The organism is Marinobacter sp. G5_S1_61_S3, from assembly GCF_054968585.1.
The window spans coordinates 115,711-134,196 of record NZ_JBQKUK010000011.1 but is presented as its reverse complement, the minus strand read 5'-3'; the positions used below and the strand labels follow the sequence as shown (position 1 = coordinate 134,196).

The 18,486-nt window shown below is 58.1% G+C and carries 18 protein-coding genes; 7 read left to right on the top strand and 11 right to left on the bottom strand.

From position 1 onward, the window contains the following. Positions 1 to 70 precede the first annotated feature (70 nt). Together ACTRWH_RS12740 and ACTRWH_RS12735 are read left to right on the top strand one after the other, a co-directional pair. Complete coding sequence (locus ACTRWH_RS12740) at positions 71 to 2,365, top strand: molybdopterin-dependent oxidoreductase (RefSeq protein WP_350035459.1); 2,295 nt, start codon at positions 71 to 73, stop codon at positions 2,363 to 2,365. A gap of 20 nt (positions 2,366 to 2,385) precedes the next feature. Continuing rightward, positions 2,386 to 2,847 (top strand): DUF2489 domain-containing protein, encoded by a 462-nt coding sequence (locus ACTRWH_RS12735; RefSeq protein ID WP_036203189.1) that lies wholly within the window; start codon positions 2,386 to 2,388, stop codon positions 2,845 to 2,847. 336 nt (positions 2,848 to 3,183) lie between these two features. Here the strand turns inward: ACTRWH_RS12735 and ACTRWH_RS12730 are convergent, their stop codons facing one another. From ACTRWH_RS12730 to ACTRWH_RS12720, 3 genes are all read right to left on the bottom strand, one after another. Beyond that, complete coding sequence (locus ACTRWH_RS12730; protein WP_036203187.1) at positions 3,184 to 4,548, bottom strand: HDOD domain-containing protein; 1,365 nt, start codon at positions 4,546 to 4,548, stop codon at positions 3,184 to 3,186. Positions 4,549 to 4,677: 129 nt separating this feature from the next. Next, a complete protein-coding gene (gene recG, locus ACTRWH_RS12725) occupies positions 4,678 to 6,753 on the bottom strand; it encodes an ATP-dependent DNA helicase RecG (protein WP_091642248.1) in 2,076 nt (691 codons plus the stop codon). Positions 6,754 to 6,761: 8 nt separating this feature from the next. Beyond that, positions 6,762 to 7,721, bottom strand: coding sequence for a hydrogen peroxide-inducible genes activator (locus ACTRWH_RS12720; RefSeq protein WP_041332640.1), 960 nt, complete (start codon positions 7,719 to 7,721; stop codon positions 6,762 to 6,764). An 89-nt stretch (positions 7,722 to 7,810) separates the two neighbouring features. On the opposite strand from ACTRWH_RS12720, the gene ACTRWH_RS12715 reads away from it, so the two are divergent. Beyond that, positions 7,811 to 8,683 (top strand): NAD-dependent epimerase/dehydratase family protein, encoded by an 873-nt coding sequence (locus tag ACTRWH_RS12715; protein WP_127402105.1) that lies wholly within the window; start codon positions 7,811 to 7,813, stop codon positions 8,681 to 8,683. 69 nt (positions 8,684 to 8,752) lie between these two features. Here ACTRWH_RS12715 and ACTRWH_RS12710 read toward each other — a convergent pair whose 3' ends face one another. The 5 genes from ACTRWH_RS12710 to ACTRWH_RS12690 all read right to left on the bottom strand — a co-directional run bounded on the left by ACTRWH_RS12710 (position 8,753) and on the right by ACTRWH_RS12690 (position 13,487). Next, positions 8,753 to 9,139: a RidA family protein gene (locus tag ACTRWH_RS12710; RefSeq protein WP_127402106.1), complete on the bottom strand. Its 387-nt coding sequence runs from the start codon at positions 9,137 to 9,139 to the stop codon at positions 8,753 to 8,755. Positions 9,140 to 9,242: 103 nt separating this feature from the next. Next, positions 9,243 to 11,390, bottom strand: a complete 2,148-nt coding sequence (locus tag ACTRWH_RS12705) for a RelA/SpoT family protein (protein ID WP_091642245.1) — start codon at positions 11,388 to 11,390, stop codon at positions 9,243 to 9,245. A gap of 175 nt (positions 11,391 to 11,565) precedes the next feature. Further along, the gene (rpoZ, locus tag ACTRWH_RS12700) at positions 11,566 to 11,778 is read right to left on the bottom strand and encodes a DNA-directed RNA polymerase subunit omega (protein WP_036203173.1); all 213 of its coding nucleotides are present in this window, start codon (positions 11,776 to 11,778) and stop codon (positions 11,566 to 11,568) included. 91 nt (positions 11,779 to 11,869) lie between these two features. After that, the gene (gene gmk / locus ACTRWH_RS12695) at positions 11,870 to 12,502 is read right to left on the bottom strand and encodes a guanylate kinase (RefSeq protein ID WP_036203170.1); all 633 of its coding nucleotides are present in this window, start codon (positions 12,500 to 12,502) and stop codon (positions 11,870 to 11,872) included. Positions 12,503 to 12,620: 118 nt separating this feature from the next. Further along, positions 12,621 to 13,487: a YicC/YloC family endoribonuclease gene (locus tag ACTRWH_RS12690; RefSeq protein WP_036203167.1), complete on the bottom strand. Its 867-nt coding sequence runs from the start codon at positions 13,485 to 13,487 to the stop codon at positions 12,621 to 12,623. A 162-nt stretch (positions 13,488 to 13,649) separates the two neighbouring features. Here ACTRWH_RS12690 and rph point away from each other — a divergent pair, with 162 nt between their 5' ends. Continuing rightward, positions 13,650 to 14,366, top strand: a complete 717-nt coding sequence (gene rph, locus ACTRWH_RS12685) for a ribonuclease PH (RefSeq protein WP_085681672.1) — start codon at positions 13,650 to 13,652, stop codon at positions 14,364 to 14,366. Positions 14,367 to 14,510: 144 nt separating this feature from the next. Here rph and ACTRWH_RS12680 read toward each other — a convergent pair whose 3' ends face one another. Continuing rightward, on the bottom strand, positions 14,511 to 15,317 hold the full coding sequence (locus tag ACTRWH_RS12680) for an exodeoxyribonuclease III (RefSeq protein ID WP_036203162.1): 807 nt from the start codon (positions 15,315 to 15,317) through the stop codon (positions 14,511 to 14,513). An 81-nt stretch (positions 15,318 to 15,398) separates the two neighbouring features. On the opposite strand from ACTRWH_RS12680, the gene pyrE reads away from it, so the two are divergent. Continuing rightward, positions 15,399 to 16,037: an orotate phosphoribosyltransferase gene (gene pyrE, locus ACTRWH_RS12675; RefSeq protein WP_075195032.1), complete on the top strand. Its 639-nt coding sequence runs from the start codon at positions 15,399 to 15,401 to the stop codon at positions 16,035 to 16,037. A 79-nt stretch (positions 16,038 to 16,116) separates the two neighbouring features. Further along, positions 16,117 to 16,764 carry a DUF4124 domain-containing protein gene (locus ACTRWH_RS12670; RefSeq protein ID WP_036203157.1) on the top strand — a complete coding sequence of 216 codons (648 nt, stop codon included), beginning with the start codon at positions 16,117 to 16,119 and terminating at the stop codon, positions 16,762 to 16,764. 85 nt (positions 16,765 to 16,849) lie between these two features. Here the strand turns inward: ACTRWH_RS12670 and ACTRWH_RS12665 are convergent, their stop codons facing one another. Next, positions 16,850 to 17,272, bottom strand: coding sequence for a hypothetical protein (locus tag ACTRWH_RS12665; RefSeq protein ID WP_075195031.1), 423 nt, complete (start codon positions 17,270 to 17,272; stop codon positions 16,850 to 16,852). Between the two features lie 338 nt (positions 17,273 to 17,610). On the opposite strand from ACTRWH_RS12665, the gene ACTRWH_RS12660 reads away from it, so the two are divergent. Continuing rightward, a complete protein-coding gene (locus ACTRWH_RS12660; RefSeq protein ID WP_051946545.1) occupies positions 17,611 to 18,135 on the top strand; it encodes a fibronectin type III domain-containing protein in 525 nt (174 codons plus the stop codon). Between the two features lie 16 nt (positions 18,136 to 18,151). Here ACTRWH_RS12660 and ACTRWH_RS12655 read toward each other — a convergent pair whose 3' ends face one another. Beyond that, positions 18,152 to 18,478: a DUF2782 domain-containing protein gene (locus tag ACTRWH_RS12655; RefSeq protein ID WP_036205605.1), complete on the bottom strand. Its 327-nt coding sequence runs from the start codon at positions 18,476 to 18,478 to the stop codon at positions 18,152 to 18,154. Positions 18,479 to 18,486: the final 8 nt, after the last annotated feature.

The window sequence follows — 18,486 nt, the reverse complement described above, 5'->3', positions numbered from 1 at the left end:
AAGCGTGTTTCGGAATACCGTCCCTGCTTGGCCATGCTCAGAACAATAACAACCAGTTTGGAGAGACCCCATGGAAAACGGCACCCACTACCGTACCTGCCATCTGTGTGAAGCCATGTGCGGCGTGGCCATCGAGGTCAGGGATGGCCACGTCGCCTCCATCAAGGGCGACGAGGACGATCCGCTGAGCCATGGCCACATCTGCCCCAAGGCCGTCGCCCTCCAGGACCTCCACGAAGACCCGGAGCGCCTGCGCAAACCGGTACGGCGCACCACCGACGGCTGGCAGGAAATGGAGTGGGACGAAGCCTTTGACCTGGTGGCCAGCCGACTGCACCGGGTACGCAAAGAGCACGGCCGCAACAGTATTGGCGCTTACCTCGGCAACCCCAACGTACACAATCACGGCTCGCTGGTGGCTACCATGCCATTCCTCCGGGCCCTGGGTACCCAGAACCGGTTCTCCGCCACCTCCAACGACCAATTGCCCCACATGCTGGCCAGCCTGGAAATGTTCGGGCACCAGATTCTCTTCCCGATACCGGACATCGACCGCACCGACCTGTTCATCTGCATTGGCGCCAATCCGATGGCCTCCAACGGCAGCCTGATGACCGTGCCGGACTTCCGTGGGCGACTCAAGGCACTCAAGGGCCGTGGCGGCAGGATGGTGGTCGTGGACCCACGCCGCACAGAGACCGGCAAACTGGCCGACGAGTTCCACTTCATTCGCCCTGGCACCGATGCCCTGCTGTTAATGGCCATGGTGCACACCCTGTTTGAAGAAGACCTGGTGAACCTCGGCCATGCAGAACAATGGACGAAAGACGTAGACTTGGTCCGGCTGGCCGCAATGGGCTTCACCCCCGAAGCCGTCAGCGAACAGACGGGCATGCCGGCTGCTGATATCCGCAACCTCGCGCGGCAACTGGCCACAACACCGAGGGCTGCGCTGTACACTCGCATGGGCACCAGTACCCAGGCCTTTGGCGGCGTTGCGACCTGGCTTGCCTACGTGCTCAATATCCTGACCGGGAAGCTGGACAGCACTGGCGGCATGATGTTCACGCAACCCGCGATTGATCTGATCGCACTCGGTGGCATGTCCGGCCAGAAGGGCCATTTCGGCAAGCGGTTCAGCCGGGTGAAAAAACTGCCTGAGTTTGCCGGCGAATACCCTTCAAGCACCATTGCCGATGAGATTCTCACGCCGGGCGAGGGCCAGATACGGGCATTCGTGACGGTGGCGGGCAACCCGGTGCTTTCAAGCCCCAACGGTGGACGGCTCGACGAGGCCTTCGGCGGCCTCGATTTCATGGTGTCGGTGGATTACTACCTCAATGAAACCACCCGTCATGCGGACGTCATACTGCCTCCCACCGCCGGGCTTGAACGCAGCCACTACGACCTGATCTTCAACATGTTTGCCGTTCGCAACACCGCCAAATACAGCCCTGCCCTGTTCGATGCGGGCAAAGACGCCCGCCACGACTGGCAGATACTGCTGGAACTGGCCCACCGTCTGGAGAAGAAGCGAAAAGGTGGCCGCCTGCCCCTGCGTTCCGAGATGGGTTGGCGTGCGTTCAAACAGATCGGGCCGGACCCGATCCTTGATCTTATGTTGCGGGCCGGGCCCTACGGAACCGACATCGGTCCTGCACGCGGCCTGGTCCAGCCCGCCATCGACCTGGTGATGGATATACTTCCGGAGCGCCATCCCCTGCGGGGTCTGGCAAAAATGAGCCCACTGAACCGCCACTGGCAGGACCTGCCCAAGGGGCTGTCCATCAGCGCCCTTAAGGAACTACCCAACGGTGTGGATCTCGGGCCACTTCGCCCATGCATGCCCGGCAGGTTGTTTACCCGCGACGGCAAGGTAAACCTCGCCCCACGCCGCTACTTACAGGATCTGGGGCGGCTCCATGCCTTACTCACGGCACCGGCCTCCGACGGTCTGCTACTGATCGGGCGCCGGCACGTTCGCAGCAATAATTCCTGGATGCACAACAGCCAGCGGTTGGTGAAAGGCAAAGACCGCTGTACCCTGATGATCCATCCGAAAGATGCTGCTCGCTGTGGCCTTCAGGCTGGTGATTCCGCCGAGATTGGCTCCACCTCCGGGCAGATCGTATTGCCGGTGGAGATCACCGAGGATGTGATGGCGGGCGTGGTTTCAGTACCCCATGGCTGGGGCCACCATCGGAAGGGTACCGGGCAGAGTGTGGCGGTTGCCCACGCTGGCGCCAGCATAAACGACGTGTTGAGCGATCAGGAGATTGATCCGCTTGTTGGCACGTCCGTACTTAATGGGCAGACCGTGTCTGTAAAAGTCTGGCGTGCGGACCGCCAGCGTAAACAGGCCTGACATTCTCAAGGGAGACTTCTATGCCGCCGTGGCTTCAATGGACACTGATTATTGCCGGCCTGCTGGCCATCGCGCTGCTTGTCGCGTTTATCGGCCGCCAGTCCCGTGCCCTGCAGGACAGCAGGAGGCGGCAGGAGAAAGCAGAGTCTTTCCAGAAGGAACGCCGCGACAGCATGATTGAAAGTATCCGGGTATTGGCCATGGCGGTGGAAGAGAATCAGGTTGAATACTCCGAAGCCTGTCTGCGAATCAAGGGCCTATTGGACCACGTGGCACCGGAGTTGCTGGACCAGTCTCCTTTCCGGGTGTTCCAGGAAGTGCATGAGCAGATCCAGCACATGCCGACCCATCGCGCCCGCCAGGAAACAGATGCCCGCTTCGTGGAAAAGATGGACCGCGAGCGCCTGGCAGTCGAAAAGGAGCACGCCGACGCCATTCGCCGCGCCGCAACGGCCATTCGACACCATCCGTTCCAGGCCTGACCCTTACCAATATGAGTCTGACGCTCCAGTATTTTGTAACAGTTTGTAATCGAATTTCATCACTGAAGGTTTGATTAGCTTTACAAATCAATCTCTTCAGATGTCACGAAATTATGACGCCCGGCTCATTCACCAAACACCAACGTAGCCAGCTTTTATTTCACTCCATATTGGCTAAGTTTAAAAAAGCACGTTGCCACTACCGACCCTGCAACTGCTCACGTTGTTTTCTCCTGAACACGTTTGGTTTGATCTGCAACAAGCGGGTGAGCTTGCCGGCCTTCGGGCCGGCTTTTTTGCGGGGCTAAACTAGAGAGGTTTGGCGGTAGAGAGGACCTACTGATTCATCATCCCCGCCATCGCCATAATGCTGTCCTTGTTTCCTACCAGTTCATCAAACTGCGCTTCCACCTTTTCCCTGTTCAGACCGAGCGATTCGTAGAACGCGTCCGACACCTCTTCCCCCGCACCCAACGCAACACCGCGCTTGGTCAGCAGTTGCCGACTCAGCCAGAGCAGTTTGCTGTATACCGCGTGAGGGCCGTCGTAACCAGGATTCTTCTGGTTTCGGATTGCCAGACAGACCTCGTCGGGCATACCCCAGTTCTGCATCAGTTCCGCCGCAATCTGCTCCCGGGTCACGCCCAGCAGATAATGCTCAATCATTGAGGAGTCGAGATGGGGGTTGGCTTCCAGCGACCGGCACACCAACTTGAAATGGGGAGGAAACACCTGTGCCAGCACCAGGTAGCCAAAGTTGTGCAACAACCCCCCCAGGTACGCAAGACCAAAGATAGGACGTTCGCCACGAGGCATCATGCTGGCCAGGATACCGGCCGACTGAGCCTGCCATATCGCCTGTTGCCAGTAATCCACATAGCCTTCCGGATGATCCTGGGGCTGCTTCAGGGCACGCCCCAGAGACAGGCCCATGGCTAGGTTCATCACCAGGTCGAAGCCCAGAATCCGAGAGACCGCGTCGTGCACAGAACGCACCTGCCCCGCCGCCGCATAAAAGGACGAGGACGCCCAACTGACCACCTGAGCCGCCAGGCTGGGGTCACTTTCCACGACATCCACCAGATCCCCCATCACAGCATTGGGGTTCACCCGCAGGTGAATAATGCGCTGGGCGGTCTCGGGTAGAGGAGGCAACTCAAGAGTGTCTTCCAGGCGCTGCTGAATGCGCAGCGAGGTAAACCGTCGAATGGCGGAATGCAGCTGGTCCCGGTCTTTTTCCGGGCTGTTGAGATTCACGGCAATGGTATCCCGCGCCACCGAAAACGAATGGCGGTCGGCCGCGACGGTGATTCCCCGGAACTCGTCGCCGGGCATGACCATACAAAGATTCTGCTCGCCCAGGACCAATGCCACGGACGCCAACTCATCCACCCGCGCGTCCACAATCGTGGGCCAGCCGGTCAGAGACGGTAAGGCGGGCAGCTCGGTCAGGCCAGAGCGCTCACGAACCCGGACCTGCTCCCGTCGCTTCATCACCCGCAGATCTCGCCCCAATTGTTTGTTCAGGGCACTGATATCGAGCAGGTCACCCTCGCGGCAAATGGCCTGGAGATTCCCCTCCTCATCCGTGAGCAACACCATTCGCAACAGTTCGTCGTCCCGGGCCTGGCTCACATCCCTAAGGGAAACGCCGGCAGCAGACTCACCCAACGCCTGCCTGACTACGACAGGTAGCTCCATAAGTTTCTCCCAAAATGTAGACGGTGCCCCGTTGGACACATTGGTTTCACTCAGTATAGGGCACAAACAGCGACCCAACTTTGACATCAGGTGGGTTTTCACACGATTTTTTCTACCGGCGCGGCGCAGTTACACGTCGCCGTAACGAATTCGTTCCCCCAACCAACGGCGAATCAAACCGTTCACCAACGCCGGCTGCTTCATCAGCGGCGGCGCCATTTCACGGATTGGCTCGATCCAGCCCTTGTCCCGTTCAAAGTCTGCCAGCCGGAACTGCATCATACCGGTCTGGCGGGTGCCTAACACTTCTCCTGGCCCGCGTATTTCCAGGTCTTTCTCGGCAATCACAAAACCGTCCTGACTGTCGCGCAGGGCCTGCAAACGCGCCTTGCCATTCAGCGATAATGGTGGATGGTACATCAACACGCAAAAACTGGCCTCTTCGCCCCGGCCAACCCTGCCCCGCAACTGGTGCAACTGCGCCAGGCCCAGGCGCTCCGGATTCTCGATGATAATCAGCGAGGCATTGGGCACATCCACCCCCACTTCAATTACGGTGGTCGCGACCAGAAGGTCGAGCTCGCCGTTCTTGAACTGTTCCATGACCGCTGCTTTTTCGGCCGCCTTGAGGCGACCATGAACAAGCCCCACCTTCAGATCTGGCAGACGTTCCGCCAGCTCCTGCGCAGTCACTTCCGCCGCCTGGCACTGCAGCGCTTCTGACTCCTCAATCAGCGTGCACACCCAGTATGCCTGCCGGCCTTCCTTGCAGGCCTTTCGTACCCTATCGGTCACATCGTCACGCCGGCTGTCGGGAATGGCGATGGTTTCGATAGGCTTGCGGCCGGGGGGCAGCTCATCAATCACCGACGTATCCAGGTCCGCATAGGCGCTCATGGCCAGCGTACGCGGAATCGGGGTCGCTGTCATAATCAACTGGTGTGGCGCCATGGTGCCGCCGACGCCCTTCTCCCGCAGGGCCAGCCGCTGATGCACGCCAAAACGGTGTTGTTCGTCCACAATCACCAGTGCCAGGCGACTGAACGCAACATCTTCCTGGAACAGGGCATGGGTACCTATCACCACGGTGGCTTCGCCACTGCCAACGGCCTCCAGAGTTTCCTTTCGTGCCTTGCCCTTAATCTTTCCCGACAGCCACGCCAACTGGATGCCAAGCGGCTCCAGCCAGCCGCGGAAATTCTGGTAGTGCTGTTCCGCCAGTATTTCCGTGGGCGCCATCAGCGCCACCTGGGCGCCAGCACCAATGGTCTGCAGTGCTGCCAGCGCCGCCACCACGGTTTTACCAGACCCCACGTCTCCCTGCACCAACCGCAACATGGGTACCGGCTGGCTGAGATCCTGGCGGATCTCGGTCATAACCTGTCGCTGTGCCCCGGTAAGGCTGAACGGAAGCAGATCAAGAAAACGTTCCGGCAGATCACCGGTTGGCAGTAACGGCAGCGCTTCCCGGGCCTGAACCTGTTGCCGTACCTGCAAAAGGCTTAGCTGGTGGGCCAGCAGCTCTTCCATAACCAGTCGCTGTTGGGCCGGGTGCCGCCCCTCCATCAACAGATGAACCGGCGCATTGGCCGGCGGCGAATGCACCAGCTCGACCGCTTCGGTGATACCCGGCAACTGGTAACTGGCGAGCAGTTCTTCCGGCAACCAGTCACGGATCGGGTAACGTTTGAGGTAGCCCAGCGCCTGCTGGCACAGAGCGCGCACTCGCGGCTGCTGAATGCCTTCTGTCAGGGGATAAACGGGCGTTAGCGTGGCCTCACCCTGCGCGGGCATCGGCGGCGGATTGACCTGGTATTCAGGGTGGTAGAATTCGTAACCGGCCCGCCCCGGCCGAACTTCGCCGAAACAACGCACCCTCGCGCCTTCCGTGAGTTGGTTCTTCTGGGCGGCATTGAAATGGAAGAAACGCATGACCACGAAGCCACTGTGATCCTTCAGGGTCACCTGCAGGCTTCGGCGCCGGCCCATCACCAGATCGGTTTTCATCACCTCGCCTTCCACCACCCCGACGTCGCCAATGCGCAGGTTGCCCATGGAGACAATGCGTGTGCGATCCTCGTATCGATGGGGAAGATGGAACAGCAAATCCTGCAGCGAACGGATGCCCAGCTTCGACAGCTTGTCGGCCAGGGCATTACCGACGCCCTTCAGGGTGGTAACGGCAATGTCGTCCAGTGACATCATGGCCTGGCTCAGGCGGTTGCGGCCGCAGCCGGGGTTTCAATCTTCGCTTTCTCAATTACCCGACACTGGCTGGCCGCCAGCGACAGCACATCAATCGCCTTTGGTCGTGGGAAAGTGACCCGCCAGGCCAACGCCACCGTGCGATAGGGTACTGGCGCCGCAAAAGGCCTGACCGCAAGTATGCTCTCGTCATACTGCATCGCCGTTGCAGCGGACAAAGGCAAAACGGTGATACCCAAACCAGAGGCGACCATGTGACGTATGGTCTCCAGAGAGCTGCCTTCAGTCACCAGTGACGGCGCCGCAGCACTCGGATTACGGGTGACCGCATCCACCAACGGCGGGCAGGATTCCAGCACCTGGTCACGGAAACAGTGGCCGGGGCCAAGCAGCAGCAACTGTTCCTTCGCCAACTCCTCGGCGGTCAGGCTGTCACGCTTGGTCAGTGGATGACCTCCCGGCAGCAGCACCACGAAAGGCTCGTCGTAGAGCGGCAGGGTAACGACCTCCGGCTCTTCAAACGGCAGTGCGATGATGATGGCGTCCAGTTCTGACTGGCGCAGTTTCTGCCGCAGTGTGGCGGTGTAGTTTTCCTCAATGTAGAGCGGCATGTCAGGCGCCGCGCGGCGCAGCTCCGGCAGCAGGTGTGGGAACAGGTAGGGGCCGATGGTGTAGATGGCACCCACCTTAAGGGGGGCATTGAGCTGGTTCTTGCCATCCTGAGCCATGTCACGGATAACACCCACCTGATCCAGGACCCGTTGGGCCTGGTCGATGATACGCTTGCCCGTTTCGGTGACCCGGATACTGTTTTTGCTACGCTCAAACAAGGGTATACCGAGTTCGTCCTCCAGTTTCTTGACGGCCACACTCAAGGTCGGCTGACTGACATGACAGCGCTCGGCGGCACGGCCAAAATGCCTTTCCCGGGCAAGGGTAACAACGTATCTTAACTCGGTCAGAGTCATGGCGGGCTCCGGTCAGAATTCGTCCAGGTCAGGGATCGTACAAACGTTCCGTTAATTTATTAGCCAAAGCATAAGGATTGATATTGTCTATGGCAATCACTGAGCACCAACAAACGCCAAGAATACTGGTTGCGGGCTGTGGCAAGCTCGGTGGCGCCATTGCCTCTCAGCTTACCGGAACGGCGCAGGTATACGGCCTACGGCGCAGTCCGGACAAGGTCCCGGAGGGCATCCAGGCGCTGGGGGCGGACCTCATGGTGCCGGAGCAGGTGCGTTCAGTACTGCCGGACAACCTCGACATTGTGGTTTATTGCCTCACGCCAGCAAGCTACGACAACGAGGGCTATCACAATGCCTACGTAAAGGGCCTGCGGAACCTGATCGACGCACTGGACGGGCGCCAGCTCACGCGGCTGGTGTTTATCGGTAGCAGCAGTGTCTACGCTCAGGACGACGATTCCTGGGTGGATGAGACCAGCCCAACCGACCCCACCCGATACAGTGGCCAGGCGATACTCGCGGGTGAGAGGGTCGCCCTGGAGAGCGGTAGTCCGGCAACCGTAATCCGTTTCAGTGGCATCTACGGCCCGTCGCGGGCGCGCTTCCTCGATGCCGTGATGAACGGCAACATGAACCCGACCTCTCCCGGCCCCTACAGCAATCGTATCCACGAAGCGGATGCGGCCGCGGCCACCTGCCATATCGTGGAGCGGGCACTCGCCGGCCAACCACTTGAAGACTGCTACCTTGCCAGTGATTGCGAGCCTGTGCGACTGGATGAGGTGGTGGCGTGGGTGCGTGAACAACTACCCTGTGCCAAGCCTGGCCCCGACGCCCGCCAGGGTGGTCGCGCAGGGAGCAAACGCTGCAACAACCAGCGGCTGCTGGACTCTGGTTTCCATTTCCGCTATCCGGACTTCCGGGTGGGCTACCAGGAGATGATTACCGAAAAAACCCGGTAGTCCTGGCGAGCCCCCTACCAACGAAAAAGGCGGCCCATGGGCCGCCTTCGGTGTTTGCTTGAACGAGTATCAGCTCAGCACCATCACCGCTTCCATCTCAACCGGGACACCCTTGGGCAACGCCGCGACACCCACGGCGGCACGCGCCGGGTACGGCTCCTGAAAATAGGTGGCCATGATTTCGTTCACCGTCGCAAAGTTGCTCAGATCCGTCATGTAGATGTTGAGCTTAACGATATCCTTGAGCTCGCCGCCACTGGCCTCGCAGACGGCTTTAAGGTTTTCGAACACCTGGCGGGTCTTGGCGGCGAAATCACCCGCGACCACTTCCATGGTTTCCGGCACCAGCGGAATCTGCCCCGACAGGTACACGGTGTCCCCGGCTTTCACTGCCTGGGAGTATGTGCCGATGGCCTGTGGCGCGTTATCAGTCTGTATTATGGATTTGTTGGTCATGACCTTGGGGTCCTCTTTATCAAAACGCCAATCCTCACCTTTGGGTGGCAGGCGTGTCAACAGGCCAAACGTCGCGGCTCTGGCCCGTTGCACCACGGTTGCGTCAGTGCCTTACCCGGTTGATGTGGGTAACAGCGCGAATATTCCTGATCCGCCGCATCACCCTGGCAAGATGCCGGCGACCGTTCACATGCACCACAAGGCTGACAATGCCCAGCTTGGCGTTCTGCTCTTCCACGTTGATGCGCTCGATATTGCCATCCGCCATGGCAACCGCGTTGGCAAGCTCTGCAATGACCCCACGCTGGCGCTCAAGCTCCACTCGAAGTTCAACGGAGAACTCGTTGGCAATGTCCTTGGCCCACTTCAAATGAGTGAGGCGCGCCCTGCCTTCATCGTCCTCTGGCAACCGTGAGCAGGTATCCGAGTGGATCACCATGCCATTGCCCGAGTCCATGGCACCGACCACCGGGTCACCTGGAATCGGCTTGCAACAGCTGGCAAACCGAACCAGCAAGCCTTCGGTGCCACGAATGGTAACCGGGCTGTTATCGGCCTTGTCCATGATTGTCGCGGATGCCACGTCCGATGCCTCATCGTCTGTACTGCCGCTGACCAACTGGCGCGCCACGAGATAAGCCATGCGATTGCCCAGACCAATATCGCTGACCAGATCCTCGAAACTGTCCACCTGGTTGTGGCGGACCACCGCCTGGATCTGATGCTCGTTGATCTCGGACAGGCTGGTACCAAACCCTTTGAGGGATTTCTTCAACAGGGTTTTGCCCAGGTCCAGGGATTCGGCACGCTTCTGGTTCTTGAGCACATGACGAATACTGCTGCGAGCCTTACCGGTTACCACGAAACTGAGCCAGGCGGGATTAGGCCGTGCTCCGGGTGCGGTAATGATTTCAACGGTCTGGCCACTTTGCAGCGGCTGGCTCAGGGATCCGAGGTTGCGGTTGATACGGCAGGCCACGCAGGCATTACCGATGTCCGTATGGATGGCGTAAGCAAAGTCGACGGGGGTCGCTCCGCTGGGCAATTCCATGATTTTGCCCTTGGGCGTGAACACGTAGATCTCGTCCGGGAACAGGTCGACTTTCACGTGTTCGATGAATTCCAGGGAGTCGTCCGCGCGCTCACGCATCTCCATCAGGCCCTTCACCCAACGGTCCACCCGTGTCTGGTTGACGCTGGTCACACTGGAGGGCTCGTTCTTGTACATCCAGTGGGCCGCAATACCGTTGTTGGCGATGTGCTCCATTTCCTCGGTGCGGATCTGGATTTCAATATTCACATGCATGCCGAACAGAGTGGTGTGCAGGGACTGATAGCCATTGGCCTTGGGCATGGCAATGTAGTCCTTGAAACGGCCCGGCAGCGGCTTGTAGAGGCTGTGTACGGCGCCGAGGATGCGATAGCAGTCGTCCTCGGTGTCGGTGATGATGCGGAACGCGTACACATCCATGATTTCGTGGAAGGATTTCTGCTTGAACTTCATCTTGTTGTAGATGCTGTTCAAATGCTTTTCCCGGCCCAGGATGCGGCCGGGCAGGCTTCGCTCTTCCAGTTTCTCCTGCAATTTGCCACGGATATCGTCAATGATTTCCCGGTGGCTGCCCCGAAGCTTTGCGACCGCCTTGGAAATGTACTTTGACCGCATCGGGTACAGTGAAGAGAACCCCAGATCTTCCAGTTCGGTGCAAATGGAGTGCATACCCAGGCGATTGGCAATCGGGGCGTAGATATCCAGGGTTTCGTTGGCGATGCGCTGACGCTTCTCATAAGGCATCGGGCCCAGGGTGCGCATGTTGTGCAGGCGATCCGCCAGTTTGACCAGGATCACGCGGATATCCCGTGCCATGGCAAGCGTCATTTTCTGGAAGTTTTCGGCCTGGGCCTCGGCGCGGGAACGGAACTCAATCTGAGTGAGCTTGCTGACGCCGTCTACGAGTTCAGCCACATCCTCGCCAAACTGCTCCGACAGCGCATCCTTGGGGATGCCGGTATCTTCGATGACATCGTGGAGCATGGCCGCCATCAGGCTCTGGTGATCCAGTTTCAGGCCAGCAAGGATTCGAGCAACCGCCAGGGGATGGGTAATATAGCGATCGCCGCTTTTGCGCATCTGCCCTTCGTGGGCCTGTTCGGCATAATAGTAGGCTCTTCGCACCTGATTGATGCGATTGGTATCAAGATACGTGCTGAGTTCATTGGCCAGCACATCAACCGTTGCCTCTGCCGACACCGCGCCTCCGTGGGGATCATAAATGCCAGGGATAAAAAAACCCGAATGCAAGCATTCGGGTCCTTCCGACGTTCTTCCAGTCATGCCTATAGATACACTATAAAACCGCAAGAACAGATTTCAATGCTTTGGACGGGTAACCAGAAAATATTCCCGTCTTCGGCCACATTCAACCTTATTCGTCGTCATCCTCAGTGAGGAGATCGCGGGAGATCTTGCCTTCCGCGATTTCACGCAGGGCGATAACGGTAGGCTTGTCGTTCTCTTCGGCGACCAGCGGCTCGAAACCTTTGGTTGCGATCTGGCGGGCACGCTTGGTGGCCAGCATAACCAGCTGGAAGCGGTTATCAACGTGTTCAAGGCAATCTTCAACGGTAACTCGTGCCATAACTTCCCCGACAATAGCAAAATGACTGATTTCAGCAGACCGCGTAGTTTACTGCGGCCGGTTCAATTTGTATACAGGCAATGTGCGCCGATCAATGGCGCTCGGACAGCCTGACCAACAGCCCGGAATGCCTGACCTGCTGGGCCTGCATGCGCAGACGATGGCAACGAACAATCGCCAGCAGGTCGTCCAGCGCAGTGTCGAAATCATCGTTAACCACCAGATAATCGAATTCCACCGCGTGGCTGCATTCATCCGCCGCCTCATTGAGGCGACGCGCCACCACCTCCGGTGCGTCTGTGCCCCGGCCAGTCAGGCGGTCTTTCAAGGCCTCCGGAGACGGTGGCACGATGAAGATGCTGACACAGTCTGGCATCAGGTGGCGGACCTGCTCCGCACCCTGCCAATCAATTTCCAGGATTACATCCTGACCCGTGGCCAGTGTTTGCTTCACCCAGACCTGGGAGGTGCCGTAGTAGTTCCCGAAGACATCCGCATGCTCCAGGAAGTCGCCCCGGCTGATCATCGCCTCGAAGGCCTCCCGGGTGACAAAGTGATAGTTGACGCCATCCTGCTCCCCCTTCCGCATAGGCCGGGTTGTATGGGACACGGAAACACCCAGCTTTTCGTCCTGCTTCAGCATTTGAGCCACCAGGCTGGTCTTACCGGCTCCCGAGGGGGCGGAAATCACATACAGCGTGCCTTGTTCTGATTCCTGGCTCATGGGACTAACAACTCCGGGCATTGACGGGCTTTCAGTTGGCGCGGAACAACCCCGGCGCCACCACAATAACGAGGGCGGAATTATACGGCGTTTGCGCCGCCCCCGCATCCAAGTGAGGTTACTCCAGGTTCTGGACCTGCTCCCGCATTTGCTCTATCAACACTTTCAGGTCAACCGCTGCCCTTGTCACCCGGGCATCGATGCTTTTGCTGCTGAGCGTATTGGCCTCGCGGTTGAGCTCCTGCATCAGGAAATCCAAACGGCGACCGATGGCATCGTCGGACTGCAGAGTGTCCGACACCTCGGTGATATGGGCTTCCAAGCGATCCAGCTCTTCGGCGACATCGCTTTTCTGGGCCAGCATCACCATTTCCTGGGCCACGCGATCCGGGTCAAGCTCCACCTTCGCCTGCTCAAAGCGGTTTTTCAGATGCTCTTCCTGGGCACGAATCAGTTCCGGCATTCGCTCCCGAACCTCAGTCACCCGCTCACCCATGGTGGTGAGCCTGTCTTCAAACAGCGGCCGCAGGCGTTCACCTTCCCGCTCCCTGACCGTCACCAATTCACTCACAGTACGCTCGAATAGTTCGCCAGCCGCTTTCCTGGCGGGGCCAAAATCCTGTTCAGTGGAGGCCAGCACTCCCGGCCAACGGAGTATATCCAGTGCGCTAATGTGGGCCGGGTTGTCCAGCATCCTGTTGATGTGGTTGGCCGCCTCATTGACAGCGTTTGCCACATCTTCGTCGATCTCGAAGCCCTGGGTTGCCGATTCATTGGCCTGAAGACGAATGGCCACGTCTACCTTGCCGCGCCGCAATTGCTTGCGCAGTTGCTCACGGAAACTGTTCTCCAGCTCCCGGAGCGCTTCGGGCAAGCGAAAGGACGGCTCCAGGTACCGGTGGTTAACCGTGCGAATTTCACAGGTGAGCGTTCCCCAGTCTTCCTGGGTATCCTGGCGGGCGAAGGCCGTCATACTTCTGATCATGGTGACTCCACGTTTGCGAAGAAGCAGATTTCAAGTTTAGCAGGCTGGCCGCTCCAACATCGAACAGACGCCACAGACTGCGTGTTATACTCCGCAATCTTTCGACTTTGCAATCGACCGGGGATTCACCCCGGACACTCACCACTGATACCAGGAACAATTATGAGACCGAGCGGAAGAACGCCGGAACAATCCCGAGACATTCGCATCACCCGTCACTACACCCGCCACGCTGAGGGCTCCGTGCTGGTGGAATTTGGCGACACCAAGGTGATCTGCACCGCCTCTGTTGAAAACAAGGTCCCCCCTTTCCTGCGGGGCGAAGGCAAAGGCTGGATAACCGCCGAGTATGGCATGCTGCCCCGCTCTACCGGCAGCCGTATGGGGCGGGAAGCTGCTCGCGGCAAGCAGGGCGGCCGCACCGTGGAAATCCAGCGACTGATCGGCCGTTCATTGCGTGCAGCGGTTGATCTGAGCGCTCTTGGCGAGCATTCCATCACCATCGACTGTGACGTCATCCAGGCCGACGGTGGCACCCGCACCGCTGCGATTACCGGTGGCTGCGTGGCGCTTGTGGATGCGCTGAACCATCTGGTGAAAGAAGGCCGGCTGAAAAAATCGCCGCTGAAGCAGATGATTGCGGCGTTTTCCGTGGGCGTCTACAAGGGCACACCGGTATTGGACCTGGATTACCCGGAGGATTCCGAAGCCGAAACCGACATGAATGTGATCATGACGGATCAAGGTGGTTTCATTGAAATTCAGGGAACTGCCGAGGGTGCGCCGTTTGAACAGGAAGAACTGGACGGCATGTTGAAGCTGGCGAAACTGGGCATTGGACAGTTGTTTGAGGCGCAGAAAGCGGCTTTGGCTCAGTAGCCGTTAACTCCGAGGTTCGGCGGGCTTGGGAAGATGGGCCTTCCCGGACCGTCTCCGGCCAGGGACGGCCGGAGTCGAGCGCACAGGGATGTGCTTGTAGCGTGTCCGGGAAGGCCCATCTTCCCGAGACCGCTTACTCCAATCCTAGAAACCGATTCCGATGTCGTAATCCATGATCACCGGCGCGTGATCGGAGAAACGGGTACTGTCGTCAATCCAGCCATCCTGAATGGTCTTGCGGATACCCGGCGTCAGTAGCTGATAGTCCACCCGGATACCTGCGCTCTTACGGGAACCCTCTGCCTGCTCGGGCCACCAGGTATACTGGTTGCTCTGCTTGTTGATATCGCGGAATGCATCAACACAGCCCATTTCATCAAACAAACGGTCCAGCCATGCCCGCTCATGGGGCAGGAAGCCGGAAAAATCCAGTTTGTGGTACAGCGGGCTGGCGTCAGTTACGTGATGGGCGGTTTGCAGGTTGGCGCAGAAAATAAACTGACGGCGCTTGCGCAGGGTTTTCTGCATATGGAGGCCAAAGGCTTCCATGAAGTCGTCCTTGTGATCCAGAACCGTCAGGTCGTCCTCGCCAATCAATTCTTCTTCGCGGCCAAGTGCGCAGGGAGAGAGAACGCAGGCGACAGATACCTTGTCAAAATCCGCCTGAATGAAACGGCCTTCGCGATCTGCCTGCTCATTGGCGAAACCGTACATAATGGCCTTCGGGAAATGGCGGGTATAGATACCAACGCCCCCATCCTCGTTACGCTCGCCATCAATAAAGTAGGCCTCATAGCCGTCCGGGATCAGGTTGAAATCCTCGACCTCGTAAGCCCGCATGCGGTGGTCCTGAACGCAAACCACGTCAGCGTCCTGCCTGGCTAGCCATTCAAAGAAACCTTTTTCAACAGCCTGGGCCAGACCGTTGACGCTGATTGTAACTACCCGCATACGTGTTCCCTGATTCGGTTTGTGTGTATGATACCGGTTTTACGCGTTAATTAAAGATCCAAACCCGCCAGAAGCCCTGTCATGCACGACTATCAGCAACAGTTCATTGAGTTCGCCATCCGCCGTAACGTACTCCGTTTCGGAGAATTTACGCTTAAATCCGGCCGCACCAGCCCCTATTTCTTCAATGCGGGGTTGTTCAATACCGGGGAGGATCTGCTTGAGTTAAGCAAGGCCTATGCCGCAGCACTCCAGCGTAGTGGGCTGGATTATGACATTATTTTCGGGCCTGCCTATAAGGGCATACCGTTGGCGACGGTCACCGCCATGGCCCTGGCCGCCGAGGGTAACAACAAACCATTCGCCTTCAACCGAAAAGAAAAGAAGGATCACGGCGAGGGTGGCAATATCGTGGGCGCCCCCCTGGAAGGCAAGGTTCTGATTGTTGATGACGTTATTACCGCTGGCACGGCTATCCGGGAATCCATGGAGCTGATCCGCACCTCAGGGGCGGAGCCTGCAGGCGTACTCATTGCCCTGGATCGCCAGGAGCGAGGCGCTGGCGAACTCTCCGCCATCCAGGAAGTCAAAGAGGAGTTCGGCATTCCTGTGGTCAGTATTATCAAGCTTGAGCAGGTGCTTGCCTACCTGCAAAGCAGGCCCGGCTTTTCAGAACATGCTGACAAAGTCGCCGCATATCGGGACGAGTACGGAGTCTGAATCCGGGCATGGTTTATCGTTCAGCTTTTGGTATGCTTCCTGACATACATTGTTTCAAGCGGAGCGCCAGTCTCTCACCATGAATCGTCTGACCAGGTTTTCAATCGCTGTATCTGCTGCGGCTGCGCTGATGTCTGCCTCTATCGTAGAGGCAAGGATGTATCGTTATACCGATGAAAACGGTCAGATTGTCATCAGCAGTACCATCCCCCAGGAAGCATCCAGACGGGGCTACGACATTCTCAGCAAGAACGGTCGGGTAATTGAAACGATCGATCCGGAACCCACCGAAGAGGAAATTGCCGCCAGGGAAGCCGAGGAAAAACGCCAGGCCGAAGCGGAACGACAGCGGGAGCTCGATCGCAAGCTTCTGGAGCGCTACAGCCACCCAGACGAAGCCGTGCGCGCCATGCACCGCAAGATACGTGAGCTGCAGGGGCTGAATCAGCTCAAGCGAGGCAACATTTCGGTGATCGTCAGCCAACTGGACAGCGAACAGAGCCGGGCTGCAGACCTGGAGCGATCCGGTCGCGACATCCCCGAAGCGACACTGGAAAAAATACGGCGACTGGAAGCCCAGATTCGTGACATCGAACGGGAAATCAACTCGCAGAACGCCAATATAAAAGCCCTGCGGGAACGTTTCGAAGCCGATATCGAACGGCTGGAAGAGATTACAGGCGAGGAAAGAACGCTTCCGCTGGACCCGGACGACCTGGAAGAATAATAAACCACACGACTCGAACAATCAGGCACAAAAAAGGTCACCTCACGGTGACCTTTTTTATGCTTCAAAGAACTCCGGTTGCCGCTCAGGCAGTAGCGGGGCTCTTCTTGGCAGTGCTGGTGCTTTTGCGAGCTGTGGTTTTGCGTGCAGCCGGCTTCTTGGCCTGCGCAGTAGCCTTGGTTGACTGGGCGACGCTGGTCACTTCGTCCGCTGCGTCGGCAACGGTATCTGCACCTTCAGCCGCTTCTTTTTCCAGCTTGGCAACCAGGTCAGCCGCAAAGCTGCCGAAACGGGTGTTCAGGCTGCGCAGTTGCTCGAACAGGTTTTCACTGTAGCCATAGTAACGAGTGCGCAGGGTCTTTACGCTGTACTCGCGGGCTTCGGTTTCCAGCTTTTCAGCGTACTCGAACGGCTTGGAAGCCAGCTTCTTCTGCTGCTCTTCAGCTGCGTTGATGCCCTTCTCTACGATGTCCTGAAGCTGTTCCTGATAGGTCTTGAGTTTACCCATGATGAATCTCCTAAGATTGTGGATGCGTGGTTTGAAAATCTGCATCGTTATCGCCGGCAAACCGATGCCGACTTCTGATCACATGTCGAAGGTTACGGTCAAAAATTAGAATGTTCATACTAAAACCACCCCCTATTCGCCATCTGTCAACGGGGGAACAGGATAGTCTCGGAATTTACGGATAGTTCACTTGATGATTTTTTAAAGATTCGGCATGCTCTGCGCCTTGAAATGAGAAAGCCCGTCTCCCCGTTTTATTCAGGCCTCGCTTCTGACGTATCCCATTACAGTAACAACAGCACCAATAACGCGCTGACAAACGGATTGCGAGAAACACCATGCCAGGTATAAGACTCAGCCAGAACGCTGCGGGCCATCGGCAGCTTTGGAAAATGGTCGTTGCCGGAATGGCACTGGCCATCATGGCCGGATGCCAGGAAGACTCCGGGGCATCAAGGGCCGCTTCAAGCCAAGCCAACGAAGCATCTGAACAAAGGCTGGGAGATGCCGTTTCGTCCATTCGGGACACCCTCGGGCAGCCTGAACCGGTACAGGAAGAGACATCCAACACTGGAGTTCCGGCCGACGAGGAGTCGATCACCCCTCCCACACTACGCTGGGACGCTCCGCTCACCCGGGAAGACGGCTCACGCCTCTATGCCAGCGACATCAGCGGCTATCGCATTTATTATCGCCTGCGGCACAGAGACAGTTTCGAGGTCATATCACTTTCCGGTGACGAAGACACTCGCTACCAGCTTGAGGATTTTCCGCCGGGTGCCTATGAATTCAGCATTACCGCCCTCGACGACAGCGGGCTGGAAAGCAAGCGCTCCGACGCAGTTACCGTCGACCTGATCTGAGTAGCATCCGAGAAATTTACCACCTGAAGATGACCCAACTGGGCACCAGCATGTCGGTCTCGCTCTCACGAATCCAGCCACCACCATCTGCTGGCACGAGGTAGTATTCGGGACCGACTTCCGGCACTACTTTGATCTCCACCAATTGACCATTCACCCGGTATTCGTAGAACACCTCGTTCTCACCCGGGCGAATCACGATCTGCGCCCCGTCAGCGGATGGCTGATAATCAGACACCACCAGGGGCTCCCTGGGTGTCTGTACAACATCGACATCCTCCTGGGCCATTGAAGGCCCGCAGAGCACACCCAACACAAGACCCGAGCAAGCGATACGTTTCATTTTCATGG

Excerpts from the sequence above, each read along its gene's own strand:
- ACTRWH_RS12680 (WP_036203162.1), bottom strand. The coding sequence starts at position 15,317 with ATGCGGGTAGTTACAATCAGCGTCAACGGTCTGGCCCAGGCTGTTGAA.
- pyrE (WP_075195032.1), top strand. The coding sequence starts at position 15,399 with ATGCACGACTATCAGCAACAGTTCATTGAGTTCGCCATCCGCCGTAAC.
- ACTRWH_RS12665 (WP_075195031.1), bottom strand. The coding sequence starts at position 17,272 with ATGGGTAAACTCAAGACCTATCAGGAACAGCTTCAGGACATCGTAGAG.
- ACTRWH_RS12670 (WP_036203157.1), top strand. The coding sequence starts at position 16,117 with ATGAATCGTCTGACCAGGTTTTCAATCGCTGTATCTGCTGCGGCTGCG.
- ACTRWH_RS12715 (WP_127402105.1), top strand. The coding sequence starts at position 7,811 with ATGGCAATCACTGAGCACCAACAAACGCCAAGAATACTGGTTGCGGGC.
- rpoZ (WP_036203173.1), bottom strand. The coding sequence starts at position 11,778 with ATGGCACGAGTTACCGTTGAAGATTGCCTTGAACACGTTGATAACCGC.
- ACTRWH_RS12690 (WP_036203167.1), bottom strand. The coding sequence starts at position 13,487 with ATGATCAGAAGTATGACGGCCTTCGCCCGCCAGGATACCCAGGAAGAC.
- gmk (WP_036203170.1), bottom strand. The coding sequence starts at position 12,502 with ATGAGCCAGGAATCAGAACAAGGCACGCTGTATGTGATTTCCGCCCCC.
- ACTRWH_RS12740 (WP_350035459.1), top strand. The coding sequence starts at position 71 with ATGGAAAACGGCACCCACTACCGTACCTGCCATCTGTGTGAAGCCATG.
- ACTRWH_RS12710 (WP_127402106.1), bottom strand. The coding sequence starts at position 9,139 with ATGACCAACAAATCCATAATACAGACTGATAACGCGCCACAGGCCATC.
- ACTRWH_RS12720 (WP_041332640.1), bottom strand. The coding sequence starts at position 7,721 with ATGACTCTGACCGAGTTAAGATACGTTGTTACCCTTGCCCGGGAAAGG.
- ACTRWH_RS12655 (WP_036205605.1), bottom strand. The coding sequence starts at position 18,478 with ATGAAACGTATCGCTTGCTCGGGTCTTGTGTTGGGTGTGCTCTGCGGG.
- recG (WP_091642248.1), bottom strand. The coding sequence starts at position 6,753 with ATGATGTCACTGGACGACATTGCCGTTACCACCCTGAAGGGCGTCGGT.
- ACTRWH_RS12735 (WP_036203189.1), top strand. The coding sequence starts at position 2,386 with ATGCCGCCGTGGCTTCAATGGACACTGATTATTGCCGGCCTGCTGGCC.
- ACTRWH_RS12660 (WP_051946545.1), top strand. The coding sequence starts at position 17,611 with ATGCCAGGTATAAGACTCAGCCAGAACGCTGCGGGCCATCGGCAGCTT.
- ACTRWH_RS12730 (WP_036203187.1), bottom strand. The coding sequence starts at position 4,548 with ATGGAGCTACCTGTCGTAGTCAGGCAGGCGTTGGGTGAGTCTGCTGCC.
- rph (WP_085681672.1), top strand. The coding sequence starts at position 13,650 with ATGAGACCGAGCGGAAGAACGCCGGAACAATCCCGAGACATTCGCATC.